Raw genomic sequence first — 22,873 nt, forward strand, 5'->3', positions numbered from 1 at the left:
ATTAACGCTAATAGTTGATCGCTCTACTCAGGTATTAGATAATTAGCAAATTGATGAGCATTCTGCTCAGCGTTTTTGTGAGGTAACTATGTCTGTAGAAATGGCACTGCCAATCGACTTTTCTGATTCTGCTGCGAAAAAAGTCAAAGAGCTGGTGACAGAGGAAGAAAATCCGAATCTTAAACTGCGGGTGTACGTAACCGGTGGCGGCTGTTCAGGCTTCCAGTACGGTTTTACTTTCGATGAGAAAGTGAACGAGGGCGACATGACCATTGAGAAAGACAGCGTTACGCTGGTGGTCGACCCAATGAGTCTGCAATATCTGGTTGGTGGCACCGTCGACTATGTGGATGGTTTGGAAGGTTCACGTTTTCTGGTGAATAATCCGAATGCCACTACCACTTGTGGCTGTGGTTCCAGCTTCAGTATCTAATCCGGTTATTCATCACTTTACAGGGTTCACCGGTCGGATTTTACCGCTGTACCCTGTACCAATTTATGCTAATCCCCGTTACTGTTTAGCCGTACTAATCGAGAATTCCCCAATACAGGAATCATAAGATGAAATTATACGGTTCAACCACATCACCGTTTGTCAGACGCATTCGAATTGTACTGGCAAATACCGAGCATGAATTCATTAACTTGAACATCTTTGAGGGTGAAGGCAGAGACATACTTGCCTCCAAAAATCCCACATTGAAAGTGCCTTGTCTGGAAGACGATGGTCAGATGATTTTCGACTCCAGAGTCATTCACAGCTATTTGCTTACGAAACTGGATCTACCCCCTCTAACTTGGGATCAAGAAAATCAGCTTACCCTTATCGATGCGGCGAACGATTCTTTTGTGCAACTCTTCATGCTTAAACGTTCTGGCATTGAAGCCACTAACGATCAGCTGTTCGTTCGTTTGCAGAAGGAACGCATCGCGTCAACGCTGAGTCTGTTGAATGAAATGGCTGAAGTTGGCGAATTTGATGGTTGGGGTTACCCCTCTATCGCGCTGTTTACCTTGATAGACTGGGTAGAATTCCGTGAATTGCATCCGCTTACCGGCTTAGATGCGCTGAAAGCCTTCCACCATGCCAATAGCGACAGAATAGAAGTGACAGCAACCGATCCGCGAGATTAGTTGTATTACGATAAAAAGAAAAAGCGCCTCATTGGCGCTTTTCTCGTTAATACCCCTTGGAAAAATCGAACTGGTGGGGAAGCGGTTTGCCTTCCAGCAATAGTTCGAGATTATCCACAAATAGCGCTGCAATATCCTCGGGGCGGGATTCTGCCGCGGTATGTTGGGTGATGCGGATTTTTGGGTGCTCCCAGAACGGGTGTGATGCTGGTAAGGGCTCTTCACGAAACACATCCAGTACCGCCGCCTGCAGCTGATTCGCGTCCAGAGCGGCAATCAGATCTTCATCGACGATAGCCGTGCCACGGCCTGCGTTAATCAGCACGCAGTGGTCTGGTAGTCGGGCAAAGAAATCCTTGTTGAGCAGGTTTGCCGACTGTGGGGTGTCTGGCATCAGATTTAACACATAGTCGCAGCGGGACGCGAAATCATCCATAGTATCCCAAGTGTAAATTTGATCGTAACCGTCTTGATGCTCGCCGGAACGGCTAACGCCGATGACTTTCAGGCCTAAACTAGCAGCAACTGGCAACAGCGCTTTGGCGATACTGCCCGCACCGGTGATGCCGAGGGTTTTTCCGCACAAACGGCCAAAGGTTGGCTGGAACCAGTCTTTTTGCTGTTGGGCCTCGCGGTAGCCATCAACATTACGGCAGTAATGCAGCAAGTAAGTAAATACAAACTCACGCATTTGCACATCAAACACGCCTTTTGCCGGGGTAAGGATGTAGTCTTTTCTTTCCAGCGCCAAAAGGGGGCGATTACCTGCCCAGATTGATTGGCACCACACCAGTTTTGGCATGTGAGGAATAACCTGCGCGGCTAAATCCGGGTCGGCCAGCAAAATGGTGGTATTTTCTAAATCGACTTTTGTCGGATCATCGGTGACACAGTCGAGAACAACATGTTCAGGCAATGAACCGGGAACAAGTGCACCGTAATCAGACGCTTCTGCGGTTAATACGGTAACCTGATGTGTTGTCATAGCGCTTTTACTTTTCTTTTTCGGGGGGAAACAAAAATGCCCGACACGTCGGGCATTTTCAATGGGGAAAACAACTTATTTCATTGCCAGCATGATGCGCTTGTTATTATCTAACTCGTGCAAACGGGTTTCCGCTATTTGCATAAATGCATCACGCTCTTTCGGATCGATAGGTTCCGCTTTGGGTAACTCAACAGTACGTGGGTTACGATGTACACCATTCACCAGGAATTCATAGTGCAAGTGCGCACCGGTAACCATACCGGTTGAACCTAGATAGCCCACAGTCTGACCTTGCTTCACCGTTTCGCCACGCTTTACACCGCGCTTTTTCAGGTGAAGATACTTGGTCACGTATTTTTCACCGTGCTGAATGAATACGTAGTTACCATTGTACTTATTGTACGAGGCTTCTATCACCTTACCGTTACCGGCAGCCATAACAGGGGTGCCAACCGCTGCCACGTAATCTGTGCCGTTATGCGCTTTCCAGCGCTTTTGCACAGGGTGGAAACGGGCTTTGGTAAAGTTAGAACTCACGTACTTGAAGTTGATAGGCGCACGGAGGAATGACTTGCGCATGCTGCGGCCTTCCGGCGTGTAGTAGTTACCATCTTCGTACTGAATCGCCACGAAACGGTCACCCTGATTCACAAACTCAGCTGCTACAATATCGCCAAAGCCAACAAACTCGCCATCAATGTACTTTTCTTCGTACACGATATTGAACATGTCGCCTTTACGAATACCCATGGCGAAGTCGATGTCCCAGCCAAAAATGCCAGCCAGGTGCATGATCTGGTTATCTGTTAGGCCTGCTTCTACACCGGCATTCCAGAAACTGGAGTCAATTTCACCCTGAGCAAAGTTGTAGCGGGTTTCAATGTCTTTCGCTTCAATATCGGCAACGAGTTTATTGTTTTCTTTGTCGCGCTGAATAAGCAGCGTTTCATTAACCGATACGCGATAGCGCAAGCCGTTAAAACTGCCATCTTCATTGGCACGCAGCGATAACTCATCGCCAGGGATCAAGGTTACCAGCGTTTTCGCCAGTTCGCCTGCCTGCGTCACCTCGTAGGTATCGCGAGGAGAAAAACCAGCACGTTTAAAAATTTTAGCCAGCGTGTCGCCACGCCCCACTTTATAGGTTTCCCACTTGCCTTCATCTTCAGCAACGTACACTTCAGGCGTGTCGGCTACTGCGACATCAAGGGGATAACGAACACCTGCGTCCAGGATCAATGACTCCTGATGACGACTTGCCTCAACCGGTTCGGAAGGAAGAAGAATAAGACCACCCAGTAAAAAACTGGCGATCACCAACCCGGTTCGGTGTGGTTTGGGAAGATTTTTGAATGTTTTCAGAACCACGGTAATTTCAATCTCATATTACTGCCCAGCCTGAGAATATCGTGTTACAGCACGACTTTCCACCAAAGCACCTGTAAATTCACAATTAGATCGTGCAGGAAGCCGATTTTTGACGGTCAAGTCTTTCAAAGGTTCACTGGGATGCGTAAAATGCTCCGATTATTTTTCCCAGTAATTCTAATAAGTGTGGTACGAGCATGACCGATTGGCAAACCGCTTTAGCTGAAATTAAACGAGGTACGGATGAAATCCTGCCAGAAGAAGAGTTAATTGAAAAACTCAAATCAGGCAAGACGCTGACCATTAAAGCGGGTTTTGATCCAACTGCGCCGGATCTGCACCTCGGTCATACCGTCCTCATCAACAAACTTCGCACCTTTCAGCAGTTAGGCCACAATGTCGTTTTCCTGATCGGTGATTTTACCGGTCTTATTGGTGATCCTACTGGTAAAAACGTGACACGCAAGCCTTTAACCAAAGATCAGGTATTAGAAAACGCGCAAACGTATCAAGAACAGGTGTTCAAAATTCTCGATAAAGAGAAAACCCAAATCCGTTTTAACTCTGAGTGGATGGATGCACTAGGTGCGGCGGGTATGATCAAACTGGCTGCCAGTCAAACCGTTGCCCGTATGCTTGAGCGTGACGACTTCAAAAAGCGCTATGCGAATGGTCAGCCTATTGCGATTCACGAATTCCTTTACCCGCTGGTACAGGGCTGGGATTCCGTGGCCCTGAAAGCCGATGTGGAATTAGGCGGTACGGATCAACGGTTCAACCTGCTGATGGGTCGTGAACTGCAGAAAGACGAAGGTTTAAGCCAGCAGGCCCTGGTAATGGTGCCGCTGCTAGAAGGCTTAGACGGCGTGCAGAAGATGTCTAAATCGCTGGGTAATTACATTGGTATTACTGATGCGCCTAATGACATGTTCGGTAAAGTGATGTCGATTTCTGACGACCTGATGTGGCGCTACTACGATTTGTTAAGCTTCCGTCCGCTGGACGACATCGCAGAACTGAAAGCGAAAGTCGAAGCTGGCGCTAACCCGCGCGATATCAAAATTGAGCTGGCGAAAGAAATTATCGCCCGATTCCACGATGAAGCGGCTGCCGAAGGTGCACATCAGGACTTCATTCAGCGTTTTCAGAAGAATGCTATTCCTGACGACATGCCAGAAGTGTCTGTTGCCATGGAGGCTGACGGCATTGCTATCGGCAACCTGCTGAAAGAAGCCGGTCTGGTTGGCTCAACTTCCGACGCCATGCGTATGATTAAGCAAGGCGCAGTGAAGATTGACGGTGAAAAAGTAGAAGATACCCGATTGGTTCTGACTGAAGCCGGCGAAGCAGTATATCAGGTGGGTAAACGTAAATTTGCTCGCGTGACGCTGACAGCCTGATTCAGCCAACGTAAGAATAACGAAACCCGCCTGATGGCGGGTTTTTTAATGTTTGTTGCTCGTCGTTTTCCCTGACAACGAAAAGCGTAAGGCTAACAAGGCAGCGTGTTGCTTACGGGAAGACCAGCATCATTTCTGCGCCTTCACACTCGCAGAAGCCTGGACAAACCGGGCAATCGTAGCCTTCATGGATAGACGCGTAACGCCACTTTCCGGGATGGCGTGCAATTAACTCACCACCGTTCTTGCTGAAATAGCGAAAGGCGCTGTTGCCAGGACTGCCCAACCAAATGTGAGCCAGGCCAGCGAGGGCACCTTGCTGCTTCGTTTTCTCTGTGGCGAGGGCAAGCAGGGTGCTGCCAATGCCACAACCTTGAAGATGGTCGTCCACGGTATTGCATTTAAAGTAACACACGCGGGTAGGGTCAACAGGCCATTTCTTCACCGAACACCATTCATCGGGCTGCCATTGAGAATGGGCATAGGTAAGACGAAAGCCGACGATTTCACCTTTATACATCGCAACATAACTGGCATTGATACCGTTATGAAAGCCCTGGTGATACATTTCTTCCAGTGTGAAATGGGTCAGGTATCCGTCACCCTGAATGCGGTTACCCAACGATAGCACGCCATTGAAATGTTCGGGGGCCAATGGTGAATATTCGATATCTTTTGCGGAAGGGGTGCTGACGCTATTTTGATGATTTTTTGTCATCTTTAATCCCGTCCAGGTGGAAATCGAGGGCTTCAACGGAAATCAGAATTTCACGAACAGACATCCATAACGAATACATTAGGCACACCAAACTAAGGGCAAAAATCCAATTGCCCACATTCTGATAAGTCAGGTAAATCGCTAACATGGAGAGTACGCAAAGAAAGAAACTCACCACACCGGCAATCTGCATGCGCTTGATAAACAAAATGCGCTGACGGAGGTTTCTGATCTGAGCCTGGGTATTTTCATCCCGGTTTTCTCTGGCGAAATTACGAATGATCGTTGCCAGCGTCAAAAAACGATTGGTGTAGGCTAAGAGTAGAAGTGAGATTGCCGGAAACAACATGGCCGGCGTGGCGATATCTATCTGCATTCAGGTGGATCTGCTTAAAATCAAAGCGCGGAATATTACCAGCTTACTGGCTCTGCTACCATACGAGCAAGGGTTACATGGCTAATTTATTAACCGGGAGCCCCGCTTCTGTCCAGCCCAGCATATCGCCCTCAAGATGATTCACATCGGTGAATGCTTGCTGTTCAAGGATCTGCATTGCCATAATCGCCCGTCTGCCTGAGCGACAATATATGATAATCGGTTTGTCGCGGGCATCACTAAGCTGTTCAACATATTCATCTATTTGCTCGTGAGGCATATTGATCGCCCCTGGAATATGGCCGTCAGCGTATTCCTGCGGACTGCGAACATCAATAAGCAGCCATTCGTCGGCTTTTACTTTATCTAGCAAATAGGGCGTTGCTGTTATTTTCCCGATGCCGTCAGCTTCAGCGTCGTCGGAACAATAAATCGCCGAAATTAAAATGGTTGCGAAAAGCAGTGTGGTAACAATAAGTAGTTTGCGCATAGTCGTATCCATCGTCATTGCAACTTGTAGACCGGTCCTAATACAGTTTACCTCATCTACTACGACAGGAGCACTACGAATAGTTCAGTATTTATTGAAAGAAATTAAAGCAACGCGTGAATAAGGGTGAGTACCACTATCGATAGGCTTAGCAGCAGCAAAATTGCGCGGATAATGGCACGACGGCAATACACCATATCAGAGAATCGGACTTCACGTTTGCCTCCCACTCGGGCATAACGAATCATGTTACCGGCGTAAAGAGAGGGGCCACCCAGGCGAATGCCTAAACTACCGCCAGAAAGCGCTAACAAAAGTGAAGTGCTATCTTTTGCTGGGCTAGCGAATAGGGCTTTGAAGCCGCCAAAGGGGTTGGTTGCAAGCGATAGCAAGCCCGCGCCGATGAAAGCGGGAACGAGACTTAGCAAGCGTGTGATAGTGCGCACGGGCAGTGCAAACCAGTAAAATCCGGGTTTCCGCCAGTGCCACTGCCAGCTAAAAAGCAACAGTAGCCTGAACAGTAGCGCCGCTACCGGTCCACCAATCAAAAACCAAAACACGACGCCACAGAATTGATAGTAGAAACGCAGCAGCAGGCTTTCCATTGCTGCTTTCGCAATACCAATGTCAGACAGCCTGACGGTATCGCGCGCTACCATGTAACCGGCCATTTCACGGGCCAGTACTTTTTTCTCTTTGCTTAACGCGGTAACCACAGCGTTATAGTGAAAACGAATTTGAGCGAAATCCATAACGCTTAGTAAAATTACTGCCTCAAAAAATAGCGGATATTCCGCCATTGAAACCAGAATTCCCACAAGCACTGTAAACGGCACGATGAGCACAATGGCACCCAGTGCGCCTGAAATGCGGTGCTGTGACAGATTTTCTGACGTGGTAGGTTTAACTTTCTTGGCCATGCCGTCGGCAAGTAAGCGAAACAGTGTGAGGGGGTGATATTTCTGCGGCCAGCGCCAGAGGCTGTCGATGATCACTACCACCAACAGCAATAACAGGTTTTGTAATACCGGGCTCTGGTAAAGTGCTTCCATGCGGTGTTATTTATGCCAGGCGGGCAATCATTCCCATTACCAGTTGCGCAGAGTGTTTCGCGGCGGTTTCCAAATATTCCTGGAACGACACCGAAGACGTTTTACCAGCAATGTCTGACAACGAACGGATAACCAGGAACGGGGTTTCCAACATGAAACAGGTTTGGCCGATGGCCGCACCTTCCATCTCTACGGCTTTCATCGTGGGGAAGGTTTCTTTAATTTCTTGCGCGGCCTCATCAGAACCTACGAAAGAATCGCCAGTACAAATCATACCGGTGGTGTTTTGCACGTGAGACAATTCCTGCGCTGCCGCGGTTGCCGCATCAATGAGCTTCTGATCGCACTCGTAGTGCGCCGGCATACCTGCACACTGTCCGAGTTCGTAACCAAAGTGGGTAATGTCCACATCGTGGTATTTAACGGCACTGCCTACCACTACATCGCCTACATTAAGAGCCGGGTCGAAACCACCTGCCGAGCCAGTATTCACCACATAATCCGGGGCATAAAGTTCGATAAGTGCGGTAGTTGCCAGTGCTGATGCCACTTTACCAATACCGCATTTCGCCAGCACGACCTCTGCACCATGCAGCGTGCCAGTGTAGAAGGTCAGGTGCTTCCACTGACGGGTTTCGCAATTTTCCAGCGACGATTGAAGTAGCGCTATTTCTTCATCCATAGCACCAAGAATACCGATTTTCATAGTTGAGTTCCGTAGCTGAGCTGCACGATAGCCAGAGTTGGCATAGATTGCAGATTAGTGGGTATTGACTAATGGTAATATGAAAGTAGCAAAACTGACAGAAATTAGCAGAAAATGGGTCGGAATCCTTGGGGGAAATTCCGACCCGGAGAGTAATTGTTTAATTAAGCAGCGGCAGCCCGGCTAGACCGTACAGGTCGGGTAGGGCGCTTAGTTGGTGCAGGGTTCAGCGTAGGTGCTTGCGCTATTTTCTGCTGTCTGCGGCGGTATGCTACCAACTTGCTTTCAATACACTCGCGAATTTCTTCCACCGAATAGCCGGTTTTTACTTTAATCCGAGCATGAGGAAGACCTGCCGCGTCGAGCGCACCATTTACGAAAAAGTCGCGCTGAGATTTATATTTATTCTTGCCGTCGTTGTGCACTAAATCGATTGCCATAATCGGCGTCATGTCTTCACGGTCGCACAATACAAAATCGAGTTGCTTAGAGGATGCACGAGACATGGCACTGGAGCCTTGCTTCTTACTCGCCTTAGCGCGTACTGCAAGTACATCGCTCAAACGCACGCGGCACACAATCCGAAACTCCCGCCCTACTGCTTGCTCGATGAGTTTAAGGAAATTGTGCTCCACAGGAGTAAAAAGTTGCGGTTTACTGCGAAAGGGAAAACTTACCCCGCTATCCGACAGTTTCATGGCACCGAGTGCCACCACAATCAGTAACATCATTAAAATAATTGCCAGTTCCATAATGTGCCTCGCGAATACAAAATCAAAGCGTCAAATTTGTGACGTTTTCTGGTGAGAAATAAATCTGCTATCCGGATTTTGCAAAGCGGGTGCCAGCATGGAGCGGCAAGTTAAAATTAGCCTAAGAGACTGGCTGCGCCGGCCCTTGACCGATGAATATCGTTAACTACTCTTGCTCTCCCAATACCATCATATCCACCTGCGAGCCTTTATTATCAGGAGAGATAATCACGCGTACATTGTCATTATTGGCGGTAAGTAAGGTACGGCCCTGCACAGAGGCAACCACTGCCATTCCCGGATACGAAGCCTGGAAATGGTCAATCAGCGATTGTTGTGGGGTGGACGAATAGAATACCAGTGTCGCTGGCAATGTGGCGTCGAATTGCTGACACTGTTTGGCATCTGATGGCACCGTCAGTTTATGAAAATCAGACGGGCATGCCACCGTCACTGGTGCCGCAGCCACCGAGAGTGACGCCGCACTTAGTAGGGTTGCTGCAATCAGACTGTAGGTTTTCGTTCTCATTTTCGGTTCTCCTGACACAAGACCATCTGGACTCTCAATGTAGAAAAACTATAGGAGAGATCGCTGAATACAACAATGAAATGTGGGTATATGTGAAGACACGTGCGTATTGCGCAGCAGGTATTCTCTGCACAAACAAAAAAGCCACTGTACAAAACAGTGGCTCTTAATCATCACGGTGACCGGATTACACGTTGAGGAAATCCAGAATACCGTCCGCGGCTTTACGGCCTTCATCAATGGCGGTAACCACCAAATCACTGCCGCGCACCATGTCGCCACCGGCGAAGATTTTCGGGTTAGCAGTCTGGTAAGCGTATTTACCACCGGCAGGGGCGATAACACGGCCTTTCTCGTCCAGAATGATGCCGTAGTCAGCAAACCAGCTAGCAGGACTCGGTTGGAAACCGAATGCAATGATAACCGCGTCAGCTTCAAGCACGTGCTCTGAGCCTTCCACTTCAACCGGACGGCGACGGCCATTCACGTCTGGTGGACCCATTTCGGTTCTTACCAGACGAACGCCAGCAGCATTGCCTTCATCAGTTAATGCGATATCCAGCGGCTGCACGTTGAATACGAATTCCACGCCTTCTTCACGGGCATTCTGCACTTCTTTACGTGAACCCGGCATGCTTTGTTCGTCACGACGATAAGCACAGATAACGCGCTTGGCACCCTGACGGATAGACGTACGTACGCAGTCCATAGTGGTATCACCACCACCCAGAACCACAACGGTTTTGTCTTTCATATCAACAAAGTCAGCAGGATCCTTTTCCAGACCCATGGTGCGGTTGGTGTTCGCAATCAGGAATGGCAGGGCATCATAAACGCCGTCTACGTGTTCATTGTCAAAACCACCCTGCATCGACTTGTAGGTACCCATGCCAAGGAATACGGAGTCGTATTCATCCAGCAGTGTCTGGAAGTCGATATCTTTACCGATTTCAGTGTTCAGTCTGAACTCAACACCCATTTCGGTGAAGATTTCACGGCGCAGTTTAATCACGTCTTTTTCGAGCTTGAACGACGGGATACCGAAAGTCAGCAGACCGCCAATTTCTTCGTACTTGTCGAAAACGACCGGCTTAACACCATTACGTACCAGAATATCCGCACAGGCAAGACCTGCAGGACCGGCACCCACGATAGCTACTTTTTTGTCGGTCCATTCAACATCGGACATATCCGGACGCCAGCCCATTTTAAACGCCGTGTCGGTGATGTATTTTTCAATACTGCCGATGGTCACGGCACCAAACTCGTCGTTCAGGGTACATGCGCCTTCGCATAAACGATCCTGAGGGCATACCCGACCACACACTTCTGGCAGGCTGTTTGTCTTGTGAGACAGTTCAGCCGCTTCCATGATGCGACCTTCGTTCGCCAAACTCAGCCACTGCGGGATGTAGTTGTGAACCGGACATTTCCACTCGCAATACGGGTTACCGCAGTCCAGGCAGCGATCTGCCTGGCCTTCGGTTTGTGACTGCGTTAGTGGTTGATAAATTTCAGCGAACTCACCCTTGCGCACCATGATAGGCTTTTTCGGCGGGTCAATCCGTTCAACATCAACAAATTGGTAAACATTCTTAGCCATTACTTCACCTACCTCTCTTATTGCGCCTGGATCCGCAGCTCGTCACTAGAACGGCTGATGTGGCCCAACAGGTTTTTAACGTCACTGGTTTTCGGCTTGATTAACTTGAAGCGCTTCACAGAATCAGCAAAGTTCGTCAGCAGAGACAATGAGTGCTCGCTGCCAGTTTCTTCATAGTGCTGATTGATCAAACCACGTAAGTGCTCAGACAGAATGGCTTTGTCACCGATATCCATGATTTCAACCAACTCAGGGTTAACACGGGCATCAAGGTCGCCGTTTTCGTCGTACAGATAAGCAAAGCCGCCTGTCATACCGGCACCGAAGTTCACACCTACCGGGCCAAGTACTGCAACGATACCACCGGTCATGTATTCACAACCGTTGTCGCCAATACCTTCAACTACCGCAGTTACACCAGAGTTACGTACGCCGAAACGTTCACCGGCTCGGCCTGCTGCAAACAGCTTACCGCCGGTTGCACCATACAGACAGGTATTACCCATAATGGCACTGTCGTGCGCGTCGAAGCTAATGTTCTTCGGCGGATAGATAACCAGCTTACCGCCAGTCATGCCTTTACCCACGTAATCGTTAGCGTCGCCTTCGATACGCATGTGCAAACCACCAGCGTTCCATACGCCGAAGCTCTGACCGGCCGTACCCGTGAATTGAATCTCAACCGGTACATCTTCCATATCATGGTTGCCGTGATGTTTAGCGATTTCGCCAGACAACATTGCGCCCACAGAACGGTCAGTGTTGCGGATTGGATAGCTCAAACGGATACCTTTGCCGTCGCGCACTGCTTCACGGGCATCGTCAAGCATCTTCGCGTTCAGAACACCTTTATCCAACGGTTGGTTGGTGGTTTCTGAACAGAACAGACGGGTATGTTCACCTTCCACCGGCGTCGCAAGCAGCGGAGACAGATCCAGTTTATTTTGTTTCGCTGAAATACCGTCAATCACTTCCAGTAACTCAGTGCGGCCTACCAGTTCTTCGAACTTACGTACGCCAAGGGCTGCCATGATTTCACGTACTTCCTGAGCAATAAACTTGAAGTAGTTCATTACCATTTCCGGTAAACCGATGAAGTGTTCATCACGCAGCTTTTGATCTTGAGTTGCAACACCTGTCGCACAGTTGTTCAGGTGGCAAATTCGCAGGTATTTACATCCCAGCGCAACCATTGGACCCGTACCGAAGCCGAAGCTTTCCGCACCCAGACAAGCCGCCTTGATGACGTCCAGACCAGTTTTAAGACCACCGTCAGTTTGTACGCGTACTTTGTGACGCAGACCGTTTTCGATCAGCGCTTGCTGTGTTTCAGCCAGACCTAATTCGAACGGGCTACCCGCATACTTCACCGACGTCAGTGGGCTTGCACCGGTACCACCGTCGTAACCTGAGATGGTGATAAGGTCGGCATAGGCTTTCGCCACACCCGTTGCAATGGTGCCAACACCTGGCTCAGAAACCAGTTTTACTGAAATCAGGGCTGTAGGGTTAACTTGCTTAAGGTCGAAAATAAGCTGTGCCAGATCCTCGATAGAATAAATATCGTGGTGTGGCGGTGGTGAAATCAGGGTTACGCCTGGTACCGAGAAACGCAGTTGCGCAATGTACTTGTTAACCTTATCACCAGGTAGCTGACCACCTTCGCCCGGCTTCGCTCCCTGTGCCACTTTAATCTGAATAACGTTAGCGTTAACCAGGTAGTGCGGGGTTACACCAAAGCGACCAGAGGCCACCTGTTTAATTTTAGAGTTCTTTTCTGTACCGAAACGGGAAGGGTGTTCACCACCTTCACCCGAGTTCGATTGACCGCCTAAACGGTTCATCGCAATTGCCAGCGCTTCGTGCGCTTCCGGGCTCAGTGCGCCGATAGACATTGCGGCGGTATCAAAGCGCGGGAACAGATTCTCCGGCCCTTCAACTTCGCTAATGTCGATAGCTTCGTTAGGCGAGTTTAGTTTCAGCAAGTCGCGGAAGTGCGAAGGTGCACGTTCGTTAACATGCTTTGCATAAACCTGGTAATCGCTGTATTCACCCGATACTACAGCGGTTTGCAGTGTTTTTACTACATCCGGGTTGTAGGCGTGGTATTCACCACCGTGAACGTATTTAAGCAGACCACCGTGAGACATTGGCTTACGTTTCAGCCATGCCACCCGTGACAGGTTGATAGCATCCTGTTCGAAGTCGTCGAATCCGGCACCCTGAATGCGTGAAGGGACGCCGTTAAAGCACAGATTCATGACTTCCTGATTGATACCAATGGCTTCGAACAGTTTCGAGCTACGGTAGCTGGCCACAGTACTGATGCCCATTTTGGACATGATTTTGTACAGGCCTTTGTTGATACCTTTGCGATAGTTGAGCACGGCATCTTTTACGCTACAGGTTAACTCACCTTTTTCGCACAGTTGCTCAATGGTTTCATAGGCCAGGAACGGATAGATAGCCGTTGCACCCAGACCAATCAACACGGCATAGTGGTGTGGGTCACGGGTACTGGCGGTTTCAACCACGATGTTAGCATCGCAGCGTAGCGCCTTTTCAACCAGACGACGATGTACCGCGCCAGTTGCCATAGCGGCAGGAATCGTGAGGCGATCTTTCTTGATGTTGCGATCGGAAAGAATAACGAACGCGGCACGCTTCTGTTTAACCAGATACTCCACTTCGTTACAGATACGCTCGATGGCCTTACGCAGACCTTCTTCCTGCTTATACTGCAGATCCACTTTCTCTGAGTAGTAGTTTTCAGGATTGAATTCGCGAAGCTGTTTGAGGTCTGTATACACCAGTACAGGTGAAGAGAACAATACGCGGTCGGCATAACCAGAGGTTTCGCTGAATACGTTTTGCTCGCGACCGATACAGGTAGCCAGTGACATAACGTGGTTTTCACGTAGCGGATCGATTGGCGGGTTAGTCACCTGCGCAAACTGCTGACGGAAATAATCGTAAACGGTACGAGACTTAGAAGACAGTACGGCCATTGGGGTGTCATCACCCATAGAACCAACAGCTTCCTGACCATCTTTCGCCAGTACCTTAACAACCTGCTGGATTTCTTCGTAGCTGTAGTTAAACAACTTGTGGTAAACCGCCAGGGTGTCGTCATCAAATACGCGCTTACCAAGCAGTGAAGAGTCCATCTGATCGATTGGCGTTAAATGACGGATGTGCTTGTCAAGCCACTCGCGATACGGGTGACGGTCTTTTAAATCGGCATCAATTTCATTTGAACGCCAGATTTTACCGTTATAGGTATCCACTGCAAGCATTTCGCCCGGACCTACACGGCCTTTTTCAACAACATCAGATTCGTTGTAATCCCAGATACCCACTTCGGATGCCAGGGTAATAAAACCGTTCTTGGTAATCACGTAACGCGCCGGACGCAGACCATTACGGTCGAGGTTACAAGCAACGTGGCGACCATTAGTGAGTACGATACCCGCTGGGCCATCCCACGGCTCCATGTGCATGGAGTTAAATTCGTAGAATGCACGCAGGTTTTCATCCATGGTCTGGTTATTTTGATACGCAGGTGGAACCAACAGACGCATGGCACGGAACAAGTCCATACCACCGGCCAGGAACAGTTCCAGCATGTTATCTAAAGAAGATGAGTCAGAACCTGTTGTATTTACATAAGGTGCGGCATCTTTCAGATCAGGAATCAGTGGGGTAGAGAATTTACCCGTACGGGCCATTGCCCAGTCACGGTTCCCTTTAATGGTATTAATTTCACCATTGTGCGCCAGGAAGCGGAAAGGCTGAGCCAGAGGCCACTTAGGCAGCGTATTGGTAGAAAAGCGCTGGTGGAAAACACAGATAGCACTTTTTAAGCGCTCATCGGCGAGATCTGCATAGAAGGCAGGCAGATCTTTAGGCATTACCAGGCCTTTATAAATCGTTACCAATCCTGACAGACAGGCAACATAGAAATCTTTGTCTTCTTCAAGACGTTTTTCGGCACGGCGGCGAACCATAAACAGACGACGCTCTACGTCGCGTTTACGCCATCCCGCAGGGGCGTTCACGAAAACCTGTTCGATTTGCGGTACACCGGTTAATGCCAGTTCACCCAGAATATCGTGATTTACCGGCACTTTACGCCAGCCAACAACGGTCAGGGTTTCTTTTTCCAGTTCCTCGTTGAGTACTTCTCTGGCAGCTTGTGCCAGCTCGTCATCCTGACTCAGAAAGATCATGCCTACTGCATATTTCTTACTCAGCTTCCAGCCGTTCTCATCGGCAATGGCCTGAAAAAAGGCATCCGGCTTCTGTAGCAGCAATCCACAGCCGTCACCGGTAACACCGTCAGCGGCAATACCACCACGGTGCTGCATTCTGTCCAGGCCCTGGATAGCAGTCGTCACCAGTTCATGGCTGGCTTCCCCGTGAGTGTGGGCAATAAGACCAAAGCCACAGTTATCCCGGGAATCATTGGGATTATATAAACTCATCTTAAAACTCCTTCAACCTTCGACTGGACAAGGCATGTGTTGGATCGTCACCCGAGAAGGGCACGCATCTCAACAATATCGTGTAGACGTTAAATCAGAGCAGGAATAAACCATACTCCAAGCGTCTGTTTATGTCGTTAATTATTATTAGTAGGACGCCAGTCGTTATCCGCATTTTTATGCACTATTGCTTAGCGGGCCGTACAAAATACATACATTAGAATATAAAATCAAATGATAAAAATGACATGACGGCATCAATTTTACTTTTATTTAATAAAGCTGTTTTTTATCAGTTGCTTACGGGTTTAATTGGCCTGTTTGAATTTTGAGCTTGGCGCTCAAAAATCTACCGCTTTAGTACGTTTATACTAAAGTTGAACCCTGTCTACAGCTTTGAAATTGAATATTCATTCAGTTAATGTGGTTAATTATATGATTTTGTCCGGTGTGGCTGAATGAATATCGTTTTGACGGATTTCTGAGGCTTCCGCACAAAAGTTGTATTTGTTTATTTAATATACGCGCCTGACGAGCGTTACGCAAAGTCAGCCGACGAATGTCGTTAAGTTGCTTCCTTTATATAAATGTGTCCTTCGATGATTATTTATTGGCTAACAGGAAGTGCAACGCACAATTATGCACTCATAATTATGACACCTGTGGGTTTTACCTGCTGAAAGTGATATAAGTGCTTCAGGTTATAGTTTTAGTTATTTGTAGTACGGTTGCTATGCATCAAGACTCACCAAATGATTCCTGGGCGATAAAGTTCGCTCAGTTCATCAAACGTTTTGGCACGCTGAAGCTCAGCATGCTTTTTGTTGTGGTTACGCTGGTATTCACCTTGGGCGGTTCATACGTGATCCGTGTGGCGATGGGGAACGAGGTTCAGCCTGACGATTTTATTATCGCGGTAGTGCTGACCATGATGTCCGCCCCCTGGGTGCTGTACTTTCTTAGTGAGCTGGTAAAACAGTTAGAAACATCTCGGGTTAATCTGAAAGAAGTGGTTAGCCAACTTGAGCGTCTACGCGAAGAAGATGTGTTTCTAAATCGCGAGTTGCAAAGCAACATTCGACAGCTCAATCATGAAATGGAACAGCGACGTAAAGCCCAGGACGATCGCGAAGCGGTATTCAAAGATCTCGAACGGGAAATTGAAGAAAAGTCGCATTCTGAGCAGCAAGCCAGACATTTATCTACCTTATTACGCTCCATTATCGATGCGTCACCGGACCTTATTTACTACCGTAATGAAGAAGGGCGCTTCGCTGGTTGTAACCGCATTGCAGAAATGCTTACCGGCAAAACAGAAGCTGAACTGGTTGGTCTTACTTTACACGATGTTTTCGAAGAAGAACTGGCCCGTCAAATCGTCGCTTCTGATCAGGAAGTACTGGAAACGAATGAAAGCATGACCGAAGAGCTGTGGCTGCGATTTGCTGATGACCGTCGTCGTTACTTCGAGATGAAGCGGGTACCTTTCTTTGATAACGAAGGCAAGCGTTTGGGTCTGCTGGCATTTGGTCGAGATATGACCGAGCGTAAACAGGCGGAAAATGCCGCTGCGAAAGCAAGCACTGACAAAACCCGCTTTATTGCGACGATTTCTCACGAATTACGAACACCGCTTAACGGTATCGTTGGCTTGAGCCGGATGCTCCGTGATACCGACCTCAGTGACGAACAATTCAGCTGGGTCAGCACCATATATGCGAGTGCTATCACGCTGGGCAATATCTTTAACGACATTATCGACCTTGATAAGCTCGACCGCGATAAGCTGGAATTAAGCCTGAAAACAGTTTCCCTGCGGGATTTCACCCAGGAGCTGGCCAGTATCATCCGCTTACTGGCAGCCGATAAGTCACTGGAGCTGGTCACGGAAATTCAGGAGCCGCTGCCACAACTGGTTGAAGTAGATGGAACACGCCTTAGACAGATCCTGTGGAATATTCTGTTTAATGCAGTGAAGTTTACTCAGAAGGGCAATGTTCGTTTGAGCGTAGCTGCGACGGAAGCGAAAGACGATATGACCATGGTGACGTACGTGGTGGAAGATTCAGGAGTGGGGATTCCTGAATCAGAGATCGACAAAATTTTCGCCATGTACTATCAGGTCGACCATCCTGATCATCAGTCTGCTACCGGCACCGGTATTGGTCTGGCTATCTGTAAACAGATGGTGGATTTAATGGATGGTGACATCAGTGTTACCAGTGAAGTGGGTAAAGGCACCCGTTTCGAAATTACTCTGCCACTGCATATTTCAAAAGCGCCCATGCAGGTTTCCAAGCTGCTGGTAACCGATTTGAACATTCTGCTGGTGGAAGACATCGAGCTTAACGTGATGGTAGCCAAAGCGCTGCTGGAGAAGCTGGGGCAGACCGTAGACGTGGCCATGACGGGGCAGGAAGCCATTGATAAGGCACGTAGCAATCATTACGACCTTATTCTGCTGGATATCCAGTTACCGGATATGACCGGTTTTGACGTAGCTAATACACTGCGTGATGAAGATCTGGTGATGGGCACTGCCATGGTGGCGCTCACTGCGAATGTGATCAAAAAGCGCGAGGAATACCTGCAGAATGGTATGGATGATGTTATCGCCAAGCCAATCAAGAAGAGCCGTGTGATTGAGGTATTCAACAGCCTGTTTACTGAACCGGCTGCGCCGCTGCACACAGAAGTGGAAAACAAGCCGAAGAAAACCGATAACAGTAAAGCGCTGACGAACATTCTCGACATCGAATTACTGCAAATGCTGGTAGATACCATTGGTGAAGATATGGTCCGCGCCAGCGTGAAAGTATTCCAGGACAAAATGCCGGAATATATGGAAATTCTGCAGCTCAGCCTCAGCGCCGATGAAAAATCCGAGGTCTGCTCCCAGGCCCATAAAATCAAAGGTGCCGCTGGTTCAGTGGGGCTGTCCCGGGTTCAGCGTATTGCTAATCAGATTCAGCAGGGCGATCATCCTGCGTGGTGGCAGAATGTGCACGACTGGGTTGAAGAACTGCAGATGGCCGTCGCCCACGATATGAAAGCCCTGCATGAATGGCTTAATACACAGATGATTGAGGACTAGTCGTCATGACAACCATGGATGGGAGTGCTTTTTGTAATGGGCAGCTAGACACGGCTGCCTTACCATCGCTCGATAACCTTTACTACGAGCCGGTTTCTCCGGCTTACCGCAAAATGAATCTGATCATCACCACATTGATTTTCAGTATTCTACTTCTTGTTGTCAGTGCCATCAGGTTTCAGCCTTTTGCTGAATTGCCTGAGGGCTTACAACAAGCCTATCCGTTTATTTGCGCCGGACTTCTCTTTTTTTGGACTTGGATCTTCTTTTACCACTGGTTCGCCGATCGACGAATAAAGTTCGCTTTACGTGAGCAAGACATCTCGCTCAGCGAAGGGCTGATCTTTCGTTCTGTTACGTGTCAGCCTGTGCTGCGCGTACAGCATATTGAGATAAAACGTGGCCCGGTTGACAGAATGGCCGGGCTGGCAAAATTGCAGGTCTTTTCCGCTGGTGGCGTAGCGCACACATTTGAAATTCCAGGCCTTCCCGTGGAGCAAGCCCAAAAGATTCGTCGATTCATTCTCGAGCACAAAGACGTCGGAGCACGTTAATGGATGCAGAACTGACTTCTCTGGCTACGGGAAAAAGCTGGCGACGTTTGGCACCTGTTGCGATCATCTATTTCATTGCTTCGAACATCGTTCAGTTTGTTCGCCAGTTCATCGTGCTTATTTCGGTGGCAGCCTATTCGGCAAATCAATTTGATATTGTCGACTCTCCGTATTTCGTTCCTGGCGCGGTGCTCGTTGCGATCATCATTGTGGTGAGTGGCGTGGTCAATTATTGGTTTTATCAATACCGCATTTTGGATCAGCACATAGAAATTCGCAGCGGAATGTTAAAACGTAGAAACCTCAACCTGCCATTCTGGCGTATTCAGAATGTCAAAATTGAGCAGCCTTTTTACTATCGCCTTACCAACTATACCGTGGTGATTCTGGATACCGCGGGTTCAGGAAAAGAAGAAGCTAAAATCGTCGCTGTAGACCGGAATGATGCCAAAATTCTGCGTCAGGAGATCCTGGCAAGTGCGACTGTAAATAAAGCCGATTCTGGGTCTGAACCGCTAACCGAGGCAACAGGTCCAGCGCCAACTATCGACGCAATACAAAGCGATGACGAGCGGGTGATCAATCGTCGCAGTTTGTTTGATCTGGTATTGCATGGGCTAACGAACAATCGAGTATGGATTTTTCTCGGTGCAGCAGCACCGTTTTATCAGGACATTTCAGGATTTATTTTTGACTGGGTTGATTCACTCGGGCTTTCTGTTGATGCACTCTTCGCCGACCAGCAGGTAGCGTGGTGGCAAATGGGCTTGTACGTCATTTCAACCATGATGGTTGTTTTGGGGCTCATGGCATTAATCTCTGTTGGCGGCTCGGTCATGGTGTATTACAACTATACGCTTACCCGTACAGCCGACCGTTACATTCGCCGCTCCGGGTTGTTTAGCTTGCAGGAAGTGAGTATGCGGGAAACCCGCGTGCAGATGATTTCTGTGAAGCAAGACTGGCTGGATTATCTACTTAAGCGAGCGAACTTCTTTTTCGAACAGAATAAGACCGGTGCTAATCCCGAGCAAGAGTTACACGCTACCAATAAACTGGTGGTACCGTCGGTGACTACGCCAGAAGCGCAAGCGCTCGCTGACGATGCTATGCCAGACAATTGCCTGTACGACGCGCCTTATCAACCAATCAGTAAACGTTTTATCGGGCGCTGGATCGCACTCACCGCCGTGCCGCTGTTTCTCTTCTTGACGGCGTTGAGCCTTGCCAATAATGATTTAAAACTGTTCTTCATTGCCATACCGGTACTGGCTATTCACTGTTTACTTATTTATTTACGCTGGCGGGCATGGGGAATTTGGCAAGACGATACCCATTGTTATGTACGCAAAGGCATCATTGGTATTGATAGATATTGCTTCGCGCTACACAAGGTACAGCAGGTTGGCGTTTCACAAAGTGTGTTGATGCAGCGACGTGGATTGGCGAACATTCGCTATGTGCTGGCCAGTGGTGATGTGGTGGTTCCCTATCTTCAATATGGATTCTGTGTAGACGTTGCCGACAAAGCATTGTGGGAAGTCGAAACCAAGCGCCAGTCATGGATGTAAACTGACGCTTAACTTACTAAGTTCATTAGGCGGGCTCAGCCAGCGTCCTCCAGTACAAACTCCTGTTGTTCTGTTTCAAGCAGCCAGGAACTGACTTTTTCAATTAAGCGGGTATTTGCCTGATTAAACGTATGAATGTGTAGCCTCAACCATTTTGCAAACGGTGCTAACATTTCAGGGCTGTATTCAGCCGTTGTGTTTGCGAGTACAAAAAGGTGTGCCAACGCCATGGTTTGCAACACGGGACCGGCATTTCGGATAGCGGCAAATTCGACTTTAGCCAACGCCGGTAAGGAACAACTATCCGGTAGATTAAAAGCGGCGAGTTTCGATGCCAGTTCTGCGGTTTTAGTGCCGAAACAATCCTCAATTTCTTCTGCGTCTGCATAGGCTTCTTGCAGTGGTCGGGAAAGCCAGGCTGCGGCCAACACATCGCGGTTATGGGGGAAGCCACTCAGAAGTTTTGCCAGCTCGCGGGGATGATGAATAAAGGATTCGCCATTATGACGGCGCAGATGTCCCGCCAATGCATATCTTCGTGCTGTGAAGAGTGCTGCCGAAGAAACAAAATCATCTTCAATTAATAGTGCCTGCATGTGTAACCCCTTAAACCTGCTAACGTGTTGAGTGTCGACGCTAGTTGTTACGTCGTTGTAAACAGGGATATCAAATTACGTGCCTGTTTTTTCGTCAATTCTCTGACAGCAGTAGGAGGGGGCAGTGAGTAAACAAAAAAGAGCCTGTGCGAAGCGCAGGCTCAAAGGTCCTTGGGAGGATAAATCTTACAGTTTTTCAATCTGGTAGCCGCGGGCCTCGAGTAATTCCAACACGTTGTCGTCGCCCACCAGGTGGCCTGCACCGACCAGTACCAGTTCCTGATCTTCATCGCCGAACATGGCTTCGATTTGACTGATCCAGCGTTTGTTGCGCTGTACCATCATTTCATCGAAAGATGCCGGAGATTCACGCTTCATTTTATCTACGGTCATATCTCGTAATGCTTGGGTATCGCCCACCCGCCAGGCAGAGATAATATCTTCGAGATATTGTTTATACTCAGGCATCATTGCCAAGCTTTCGTGAATGAGGCGATCCTCTTCACCCGCTCCCATGTTGGCGAGCATATTAAGTTGGAACTCCATAGTTTCCAGGTATTCCATGGGTTTGCTGTCGCGTTTAGCAATTTGCGAGAAATAACTGTCTACACCTTCACCAGCCATTCTGACACGTTGCGCTTCCATCATGGACATGACGGCAATGAGAAATCCCGGTTTGAGTTTTGCTAGTTTTTCAACAGGCGCACCGAATGGCGCGAAGTATTCTTCCAGGGCCGCATAAGTTTCGGGGCTTATTGTATCCTTCAGGCTCTTACCTTCTTCATAGGCTGCTGCAGCCATCATCTTCTGCTGTGCCGCAGCGTCAGTGGGATCAGGGAGCTTTGCTTCCAGAATAACTGTATCGCTCTGTTCGTAAGCCGTCATGAACTGAGACGGCAGCGGAAACTCTGTTATTGGCAGAATATGAATGGTGCCGCCCACATAAACCGTGTCTTCGCCTTTGCTGACTTTCCAGACAGACGAATGGTCTGTGTCGGTATCCGCCGCGAAAGCGGTATTAGCGAAAAGGCCCAGTGCACAGATTGCAGTGCGTAATTTAAAGTTTTTCATCAGTAGTTTTCCTTAACCAGTATTAGTATTTGAATGATTGAGTAATGGTATCGATAACGGTGTGTTCAATTTCAGCCAGACGCTGTTGAAGTGTTTCGTTTACCTTTTCTTCGATTACATCAGCAAAGGAGCCAAACAGCGACTGTTCGGAAGACGGGTTTTGAGTTTGTAGTGCTACGTTGTCGGCATTGTTCTGTTGTGCCTTTTCCACCGAACCTGCAGATACGGGGGCGGTACTAACAGAGAGTGTCAGCGCAGCGGCGAGTATGGTATTAATGTGTGTCATGTCTGTGCTCCTGTCGTGATTAAGTGGCGTTGATGCCGGAAGACAGGAGCAAGATTAGAGGCTGGAAACCGGGATGTCCCTTATGAAAGTATTAGTTATTC

At 48.6% G+C, this 22,873-nt stretch carries 20 protein-coding genes; 6 read left to right on the forward strand and 14 right to left on the reverse strand.

The annotated features are described in order from the left end of the window. Nucleotides 1-88 precede the first annotated feature (88 nt). Nucleotides 89-433, forward strand: coding sequence for an iron-sulfur cluster insertion protein ErpA (gene erpA / locus BFC18_RS07360; protein ID WP_070124818.1), 345 nt, complete (start codon nucleotides 89-91; stop codon nucleotides 431-433). A gap of 128 nt (nucleotides 434-561) precedes the next feature. Next, nucleotides 562-1,134: a glutathione S-transferase family protein gene (locus tag BFC18_RS07365; protein WP_070124820.1), complete on the forward strand. Its 573-nt coding sequence runs from the start codon at nucleotides 562-564 to the stop codon at nucleotides 1,132-1,134. 46 nt (nucleotides 1,135-1,180) lie between these two features. On the opposite strand, the gene BFC18_RS07370 is transcribed toward BFC18_RS07365, so the two are convergent. Both BFC18_RS07370 and BFC18_RS07375 read right to left on the reverse strand, forming a co-directional pair. Then, complete coding sequence (locus BFC18_RS07370; protein ID WP_070124822.1) at nucleotides 1,181-2,119, reverse strand: D-2-hydroxyacid dehydrogenase; 939 nt, start codon at nucleotides 2,117-2,119, stop codon at nucleotides 1,181-1,183. Nucleotides 2,120-2,194: 75 nt separating this feature from the next. After that, the gene (locus BFC18_RS07375; protein ID WP_070124824.1) at nucleotides 2,195-3,490 is read right to left on the reverse strand and encodes an OapA family protein; all 1,296 of its coding nucleotides are present in this window, start codon (nucleotides 3,488-3,490) and stop codon (nucleotides 2,195-2,197) included. A 197-nt stretch (nucleotides 3,491-3,687) separates the two neighbouring features. Between BFC18_RS07375 and tyrS the strand changes: the two genes are divergently transcribed. After that, nucleotides 3,688-4,890 carry a tyrosine--tRNA ligase gene (gene tyrS / locus BFC18_RS07380; protein ID WP_070124826.1) on the forward strand — a complete coding sequence of 401 codons (1,203 nt, stop codon included), beginning with the start codon at nucleotides 3,688-3,690 and terminating at the stop codon, nucleotides 4,888-4,890. Between the two features lie 112 nt (nucleotides 4,891-5,002). Here tyrS and BFC18_RS07385 read toward each other — a convergent pair whose 3' ends face one another. The 9 genes from BFC18_RS07385 to gltB all read right to left on the reverse strand — a co-directional run bounded on the left by BFC18_RS07385 (nucleotide 5,003) and on the right by gltB (nucleotide 15,600). Next, on the reverse strand, nucleotides 5,003-5,608 hold the full coding sequence (locus tag BFC18_RS07385; RefSeq protein WP_070124828.1) for a GNAT family N-acetyltransferase: 606 nt from the start codon (nucleotides 5,606-5,608) through the stop codon (nucleotides 5,003-5,005). Further along, nucleotides 5,586-5,984, reverse strand: coding sequence for a DUF2721 domain-containing protein (locus BFC18_RS07390; protein ID WP_070124830.1), 399 nt, complete (start codon nucleotides 5,982-5,984; stop codon nucleotides 5,586-5,588). Before BFC18_RS07390 ends, BFC18_RS07385 begins: the two co-directional genes overlap by 23 nt. 73 nt (nucleotides 5,985-6,057) lie before the next feature. Continuing rightward, entirely contained in the window at nucleotides 6,058-6,474 is a 417-nt protein-coding gene (locus BFC18_RS07395) for a rhodanese-like domain-containing protein (RefSeq protein WP_070124832.1), read from the reverse strand. 104 nt (nucleotides 6,475-6,578) lie between these two features. After that, nucleotides 6,579-7,526 carry a cobalamin biosynthesis protein gene (locus BFC18_RS07400; protein ID WP_070124833.1) on the reverse strand — a complete coding sequence of 316 codons (948 nt, stop codon included), beginning with the start codon at nucleotides 7,524-7,526 and terminating at the stop codon, nucleotides 6,579-6,581. A gap of 10 nt (nucleotides 7,527-7,536) precedes the next feature. Continuing rightward, on the reverse strand, nucleotides 7,537-8,232 hold the full coding sequence (gene mtnN / locus BFC18_RS07405; protein ID WP_070124835.1) for a 5'-methylthioadenosine/S-adenosylhomocysteine nucleosidase: 696 nt from the start codon (nucleotides 8,230-8,232) through the stop codon (nucleotides 7,537-7,539). A 164-nt stretch (nucleotides 8,233-8,396) separates the two neighbouring features. Next, nucleotides 8,397-8,984 (reverse strand): DUF2726 domain-containing protein, encoded by a 588-nt coding sequence (locus tag BFC18_RS07410; protein WP_070124837.1) that lies wholly within the window; start codon nucleotides 8,982-8,984, stop codon nucleotides 8,397-8,399. Between the two features lie 166 nt (nucleotides 8,985-9,150). After that, nucleotides 9,151-9,513 (reverse strand): hypothetical protein, encoded by a 363-nt coding sequence (locus BFC18_RS07415; RefSeq protein WP_070124839.1) that lies wholly within the window; start codon nucleotides 9,511-9,513, stop codon nucleotides 9,151-9,153. 187 nt (nucleotides 9,514-9,700) lie between these two features. Next, nucleotides 9,701-11,116: an FAD-dependent oxidoreductase gene (locus BFC18_RS07420; RefSeq protein ID WP_070124841.1), complete on the reverse strand. Its 1,416-nt coding sequence runs from the start codon at nucleotides 11,114-11,116 to the stop codon at nucleotides 9,701-9,703. A 17-nt stretch (nucleotides 11,117-11,133) separates the two neighbouring features. Next, entirely contained in the window at nucleotides 11,134-15,600 is a 4,467-nt protein-coding gene (gene gltB, locus BFC18_RS07425) for a glutamate synthase large subunit (protein WP_070124843.1), read from the reverse strand. Nucleotides 15,601-16,333: 733 nt separating this feature from the next. Here gltB and arcB point away from each other — a divergent pair. From arcB to BFC18_RS07440, 3 genes are read left to right on the forward strand one after another with little or no spacing between them, the layout of a single operon-like run. Next, entirely contained in the window at nucleotides 16,334-18,694 is a 2,361-nt protein-coding gene (gene arcB / locus BFC18_RS07430) for an aerobic respiration two-component sensor histidine kinase ArcB (protein WP_070124844.1), read from the forward strand. 5 nt (nucleotides 18,695-18,699) lie between these two features. Beyond that, nucleotides 18,700-19,248 carry a PH domain-containing protein gene (locus tag BFC18_RS07435; RefSeq protein WP_245680357.1) on the forward strand — a complete coding sequence of 183 codons (549 nt, stop codon included), beginning with the start codon at nucleotides 18,700-18,702 and terminating at the stop codon, nucleotides 19,246-19,248. Continuing rightward, nucleotides 19,248-20,819, forward strand: a complete 1,572-nt coding sequence (locus BFC18_RS07440) for a PH domain-containing protein (protein ID WP_070124846.1) — start codon at nucleotides 19,248-19,250, stop codon at nucleotides 20,817-20,819. The genes BFC18_RS07435 and BFC18_RS07440 overlap by 1 nt, the downstream gene beginning before the upstream one ends. Before the next feature lie 35 nt (nucleotides 20,820-20,854). On the opposite strand, the gene BFC18_RS07445 is transcribed toward BFC18_RS07440, so the two are convergent. From BFC18_RS07445 to BFC18_RS07455, 3 genes are all read right to left on the reverse strand, one after another. After that, nucleotides 20,855-21,415 (reverse strand): HD domain-containing protein, encoded by a 561-nt coding sequence (locus tag BFC18_RS07445; RefSeq protein WP_070124847.1) that lies wholly within the window; start codon nucleotides 21,413-21,415, stop codon nucleotides 20,855-20,857. Between the two features lie 186 nt (nucleotides 21,416-21,601). Further along, entirely contained in the window at nucleotides 21,602-22,486 is an 885-nt protein-coding gene (locus tag BFC18_RS07450) for a TraB/GumN family protein (RefSeq protein ID WP_070124849.1), read from the reverse strand. A 22-nt stretch (nucleotides 22,487-22,508) separates the two neighbouring features. Beyond that, entirely contained in the window at nucleotides 22,509-22,772 is a 264-nt protein-coding gene (locus tag BFC18_RS07455) for a hypothetical protein (protein ID WP_070124851.1), read from the reverse strand. Nucleotides 22,773-22,873: the final 101 nt, after the last annotated feature.

This window comes from Alteromonas confluentis (assembly GCF_001757105.1).
GTDB classification, from domain to species: Bacteria; Pseudomonadota; Gammaproteobacteria; order Enterobacterales; family Alteromonadaceae; genus Alteromonas; species Alteromonas confluentis.

What these genes read in the sequence shown, in the direction of transcription:
- erpA (WP_070124818.1), top strand. Translation starts at nt 89, where the DNA reads ATGTCTGTAGAAATGGCACTGCCAATCGACTTTTCTGATTCTGCTGCG.
- BFC18_RS07365 (WP_070124820.1), top strand. Translation starts at nt 562, where the DNA reads ATGAAATTATACGGTTCAACCACATCACCGTTTGTCAGACGCATTCGA.
- BFC18_RS07370 (WP_070124822.1), bottom strand. Translation starts at nt 2,119, where the DNA reads ATGACAACACATCAGGTTACCGTATTAACCGCAGAAGCGTCTGATTAC.
- tyrS (WP_070124826.1), top strand. Translation starts at nt 3,688, where the DNA reads ATGACCGATTGGCAAACCGCTTTAGCTGAAATTAAACGAGGTACGGAT.
- BFC18_RS07385 (WP_070124828.1), bottom strand. Translation starts at nt 5,608, where the DNA reads ATGACAAAAAATCATCAAAATAGCGTCAGCACCCCTTCCGCAAAAGAT.
- BFC18_RS07390 (WP_070124830.1), bottom strand. Translation starts at nt 5,984, where the DNA reads ATGCAGATAGATATCGCCACGCCGGCCATGTTGTTTCCGGCAATCTCA.
- BFC18_RS07395 (WP_070124832.1), bottom strand. Translation starts at nt 6,474, where the DNA reads ATGCGCAAACTACTTATTGTTACCACACTGCTTTTCGCAACCATTTTA.
- BFC18_RS07400 (WP_070124833.1), bottom strand. Translation starts at nt 7,526, where the DNA reads ATGGAAGCACTTTACCAGAGCCCGGTATTACAAAACCTGTTATTGCTG.
- mtnN (WP_070124835.1), bottom strand. Translation starts at nt 8,232, where the DNA reads ATGAAAATCGGTATTCTTGGTGCTATGGATGAAGAAATAGCGCTACTT.
- BFC18_RS07410 (WP_070124837.1), bottom strand. Translation starts at nt 8,984, where the DNA reads ATGGAACTGGCAATTATTTTAATGATGTTACTGATTGTGGTGGCACTC.
- BFC18_RS07415 (WP_070124839.1), bottom strand. Translation starts at nt 9,513, where the DNA reads ATGAGAACGAAAACCTACAGTCTGATTGCAGCAACCCTACTAAGTGCG.
- BFC18_RS07420 (WP_070124841.1), bottom strand. Translation starts at nt 11,116, where the DNA reads ATGGCTAAGAATGTTTACCAATTTGTTGATGTTGAACGGATTGACCCG.
- gltB (WP_070124843.1), bottom strand. Translation starts at nt 15,600, where the DNA reads ATGAGTTTATATAATCCCAATGATTCCCGGGATAACTGTGGCTTTGGT.
- arcB (WP_070124844.1), top strand. Translation starts at nt 16,334, where the DNA reads ATGCATCAAGACTCACCAAATGATTCCTGGGCGATAAAGTTCGCTCAG.
- BFC18_RS07435 (WP_245680357.1), top strand. Translation starts at nt 18,700, where the DNA reads ATGACAACCATGGATGGGAGTGCTTTTTGTAATGGGCAGCTAGACACG.
- BFC18_RS07440 (WP_070124846.1), top strand. Translation starts at nt 19,248, where the DNA reads ATGGATGCAGAACTGACTTCTCTGGCTACGGGAAAAAGCTGGCGACGT.
- BFC18_RS07445 (WP_070124847.1), bottom strand. Translation starts at nt 21,415, where the DNA reads ATGCAGGCACTATTAATTGAAGATGATTTTGTTTCTTCGGCAGCACTC.
- BFC18_RS07450 (WP_070124849.1), bottom strand. Translation starts at nt 22,486, where the DNA reads ATGAAAAACTTTAAATTACGCACTGCAATCTGTGCACTGGGCCTTTTC.
- BFC18_RS07455 (WP_070124851.1), bottom strand. Translation starts at nt 22,772, where the DNA reads ATGACACACATTAATACCATACTCGCCGCTGCGCTGACACTCTCTGTT.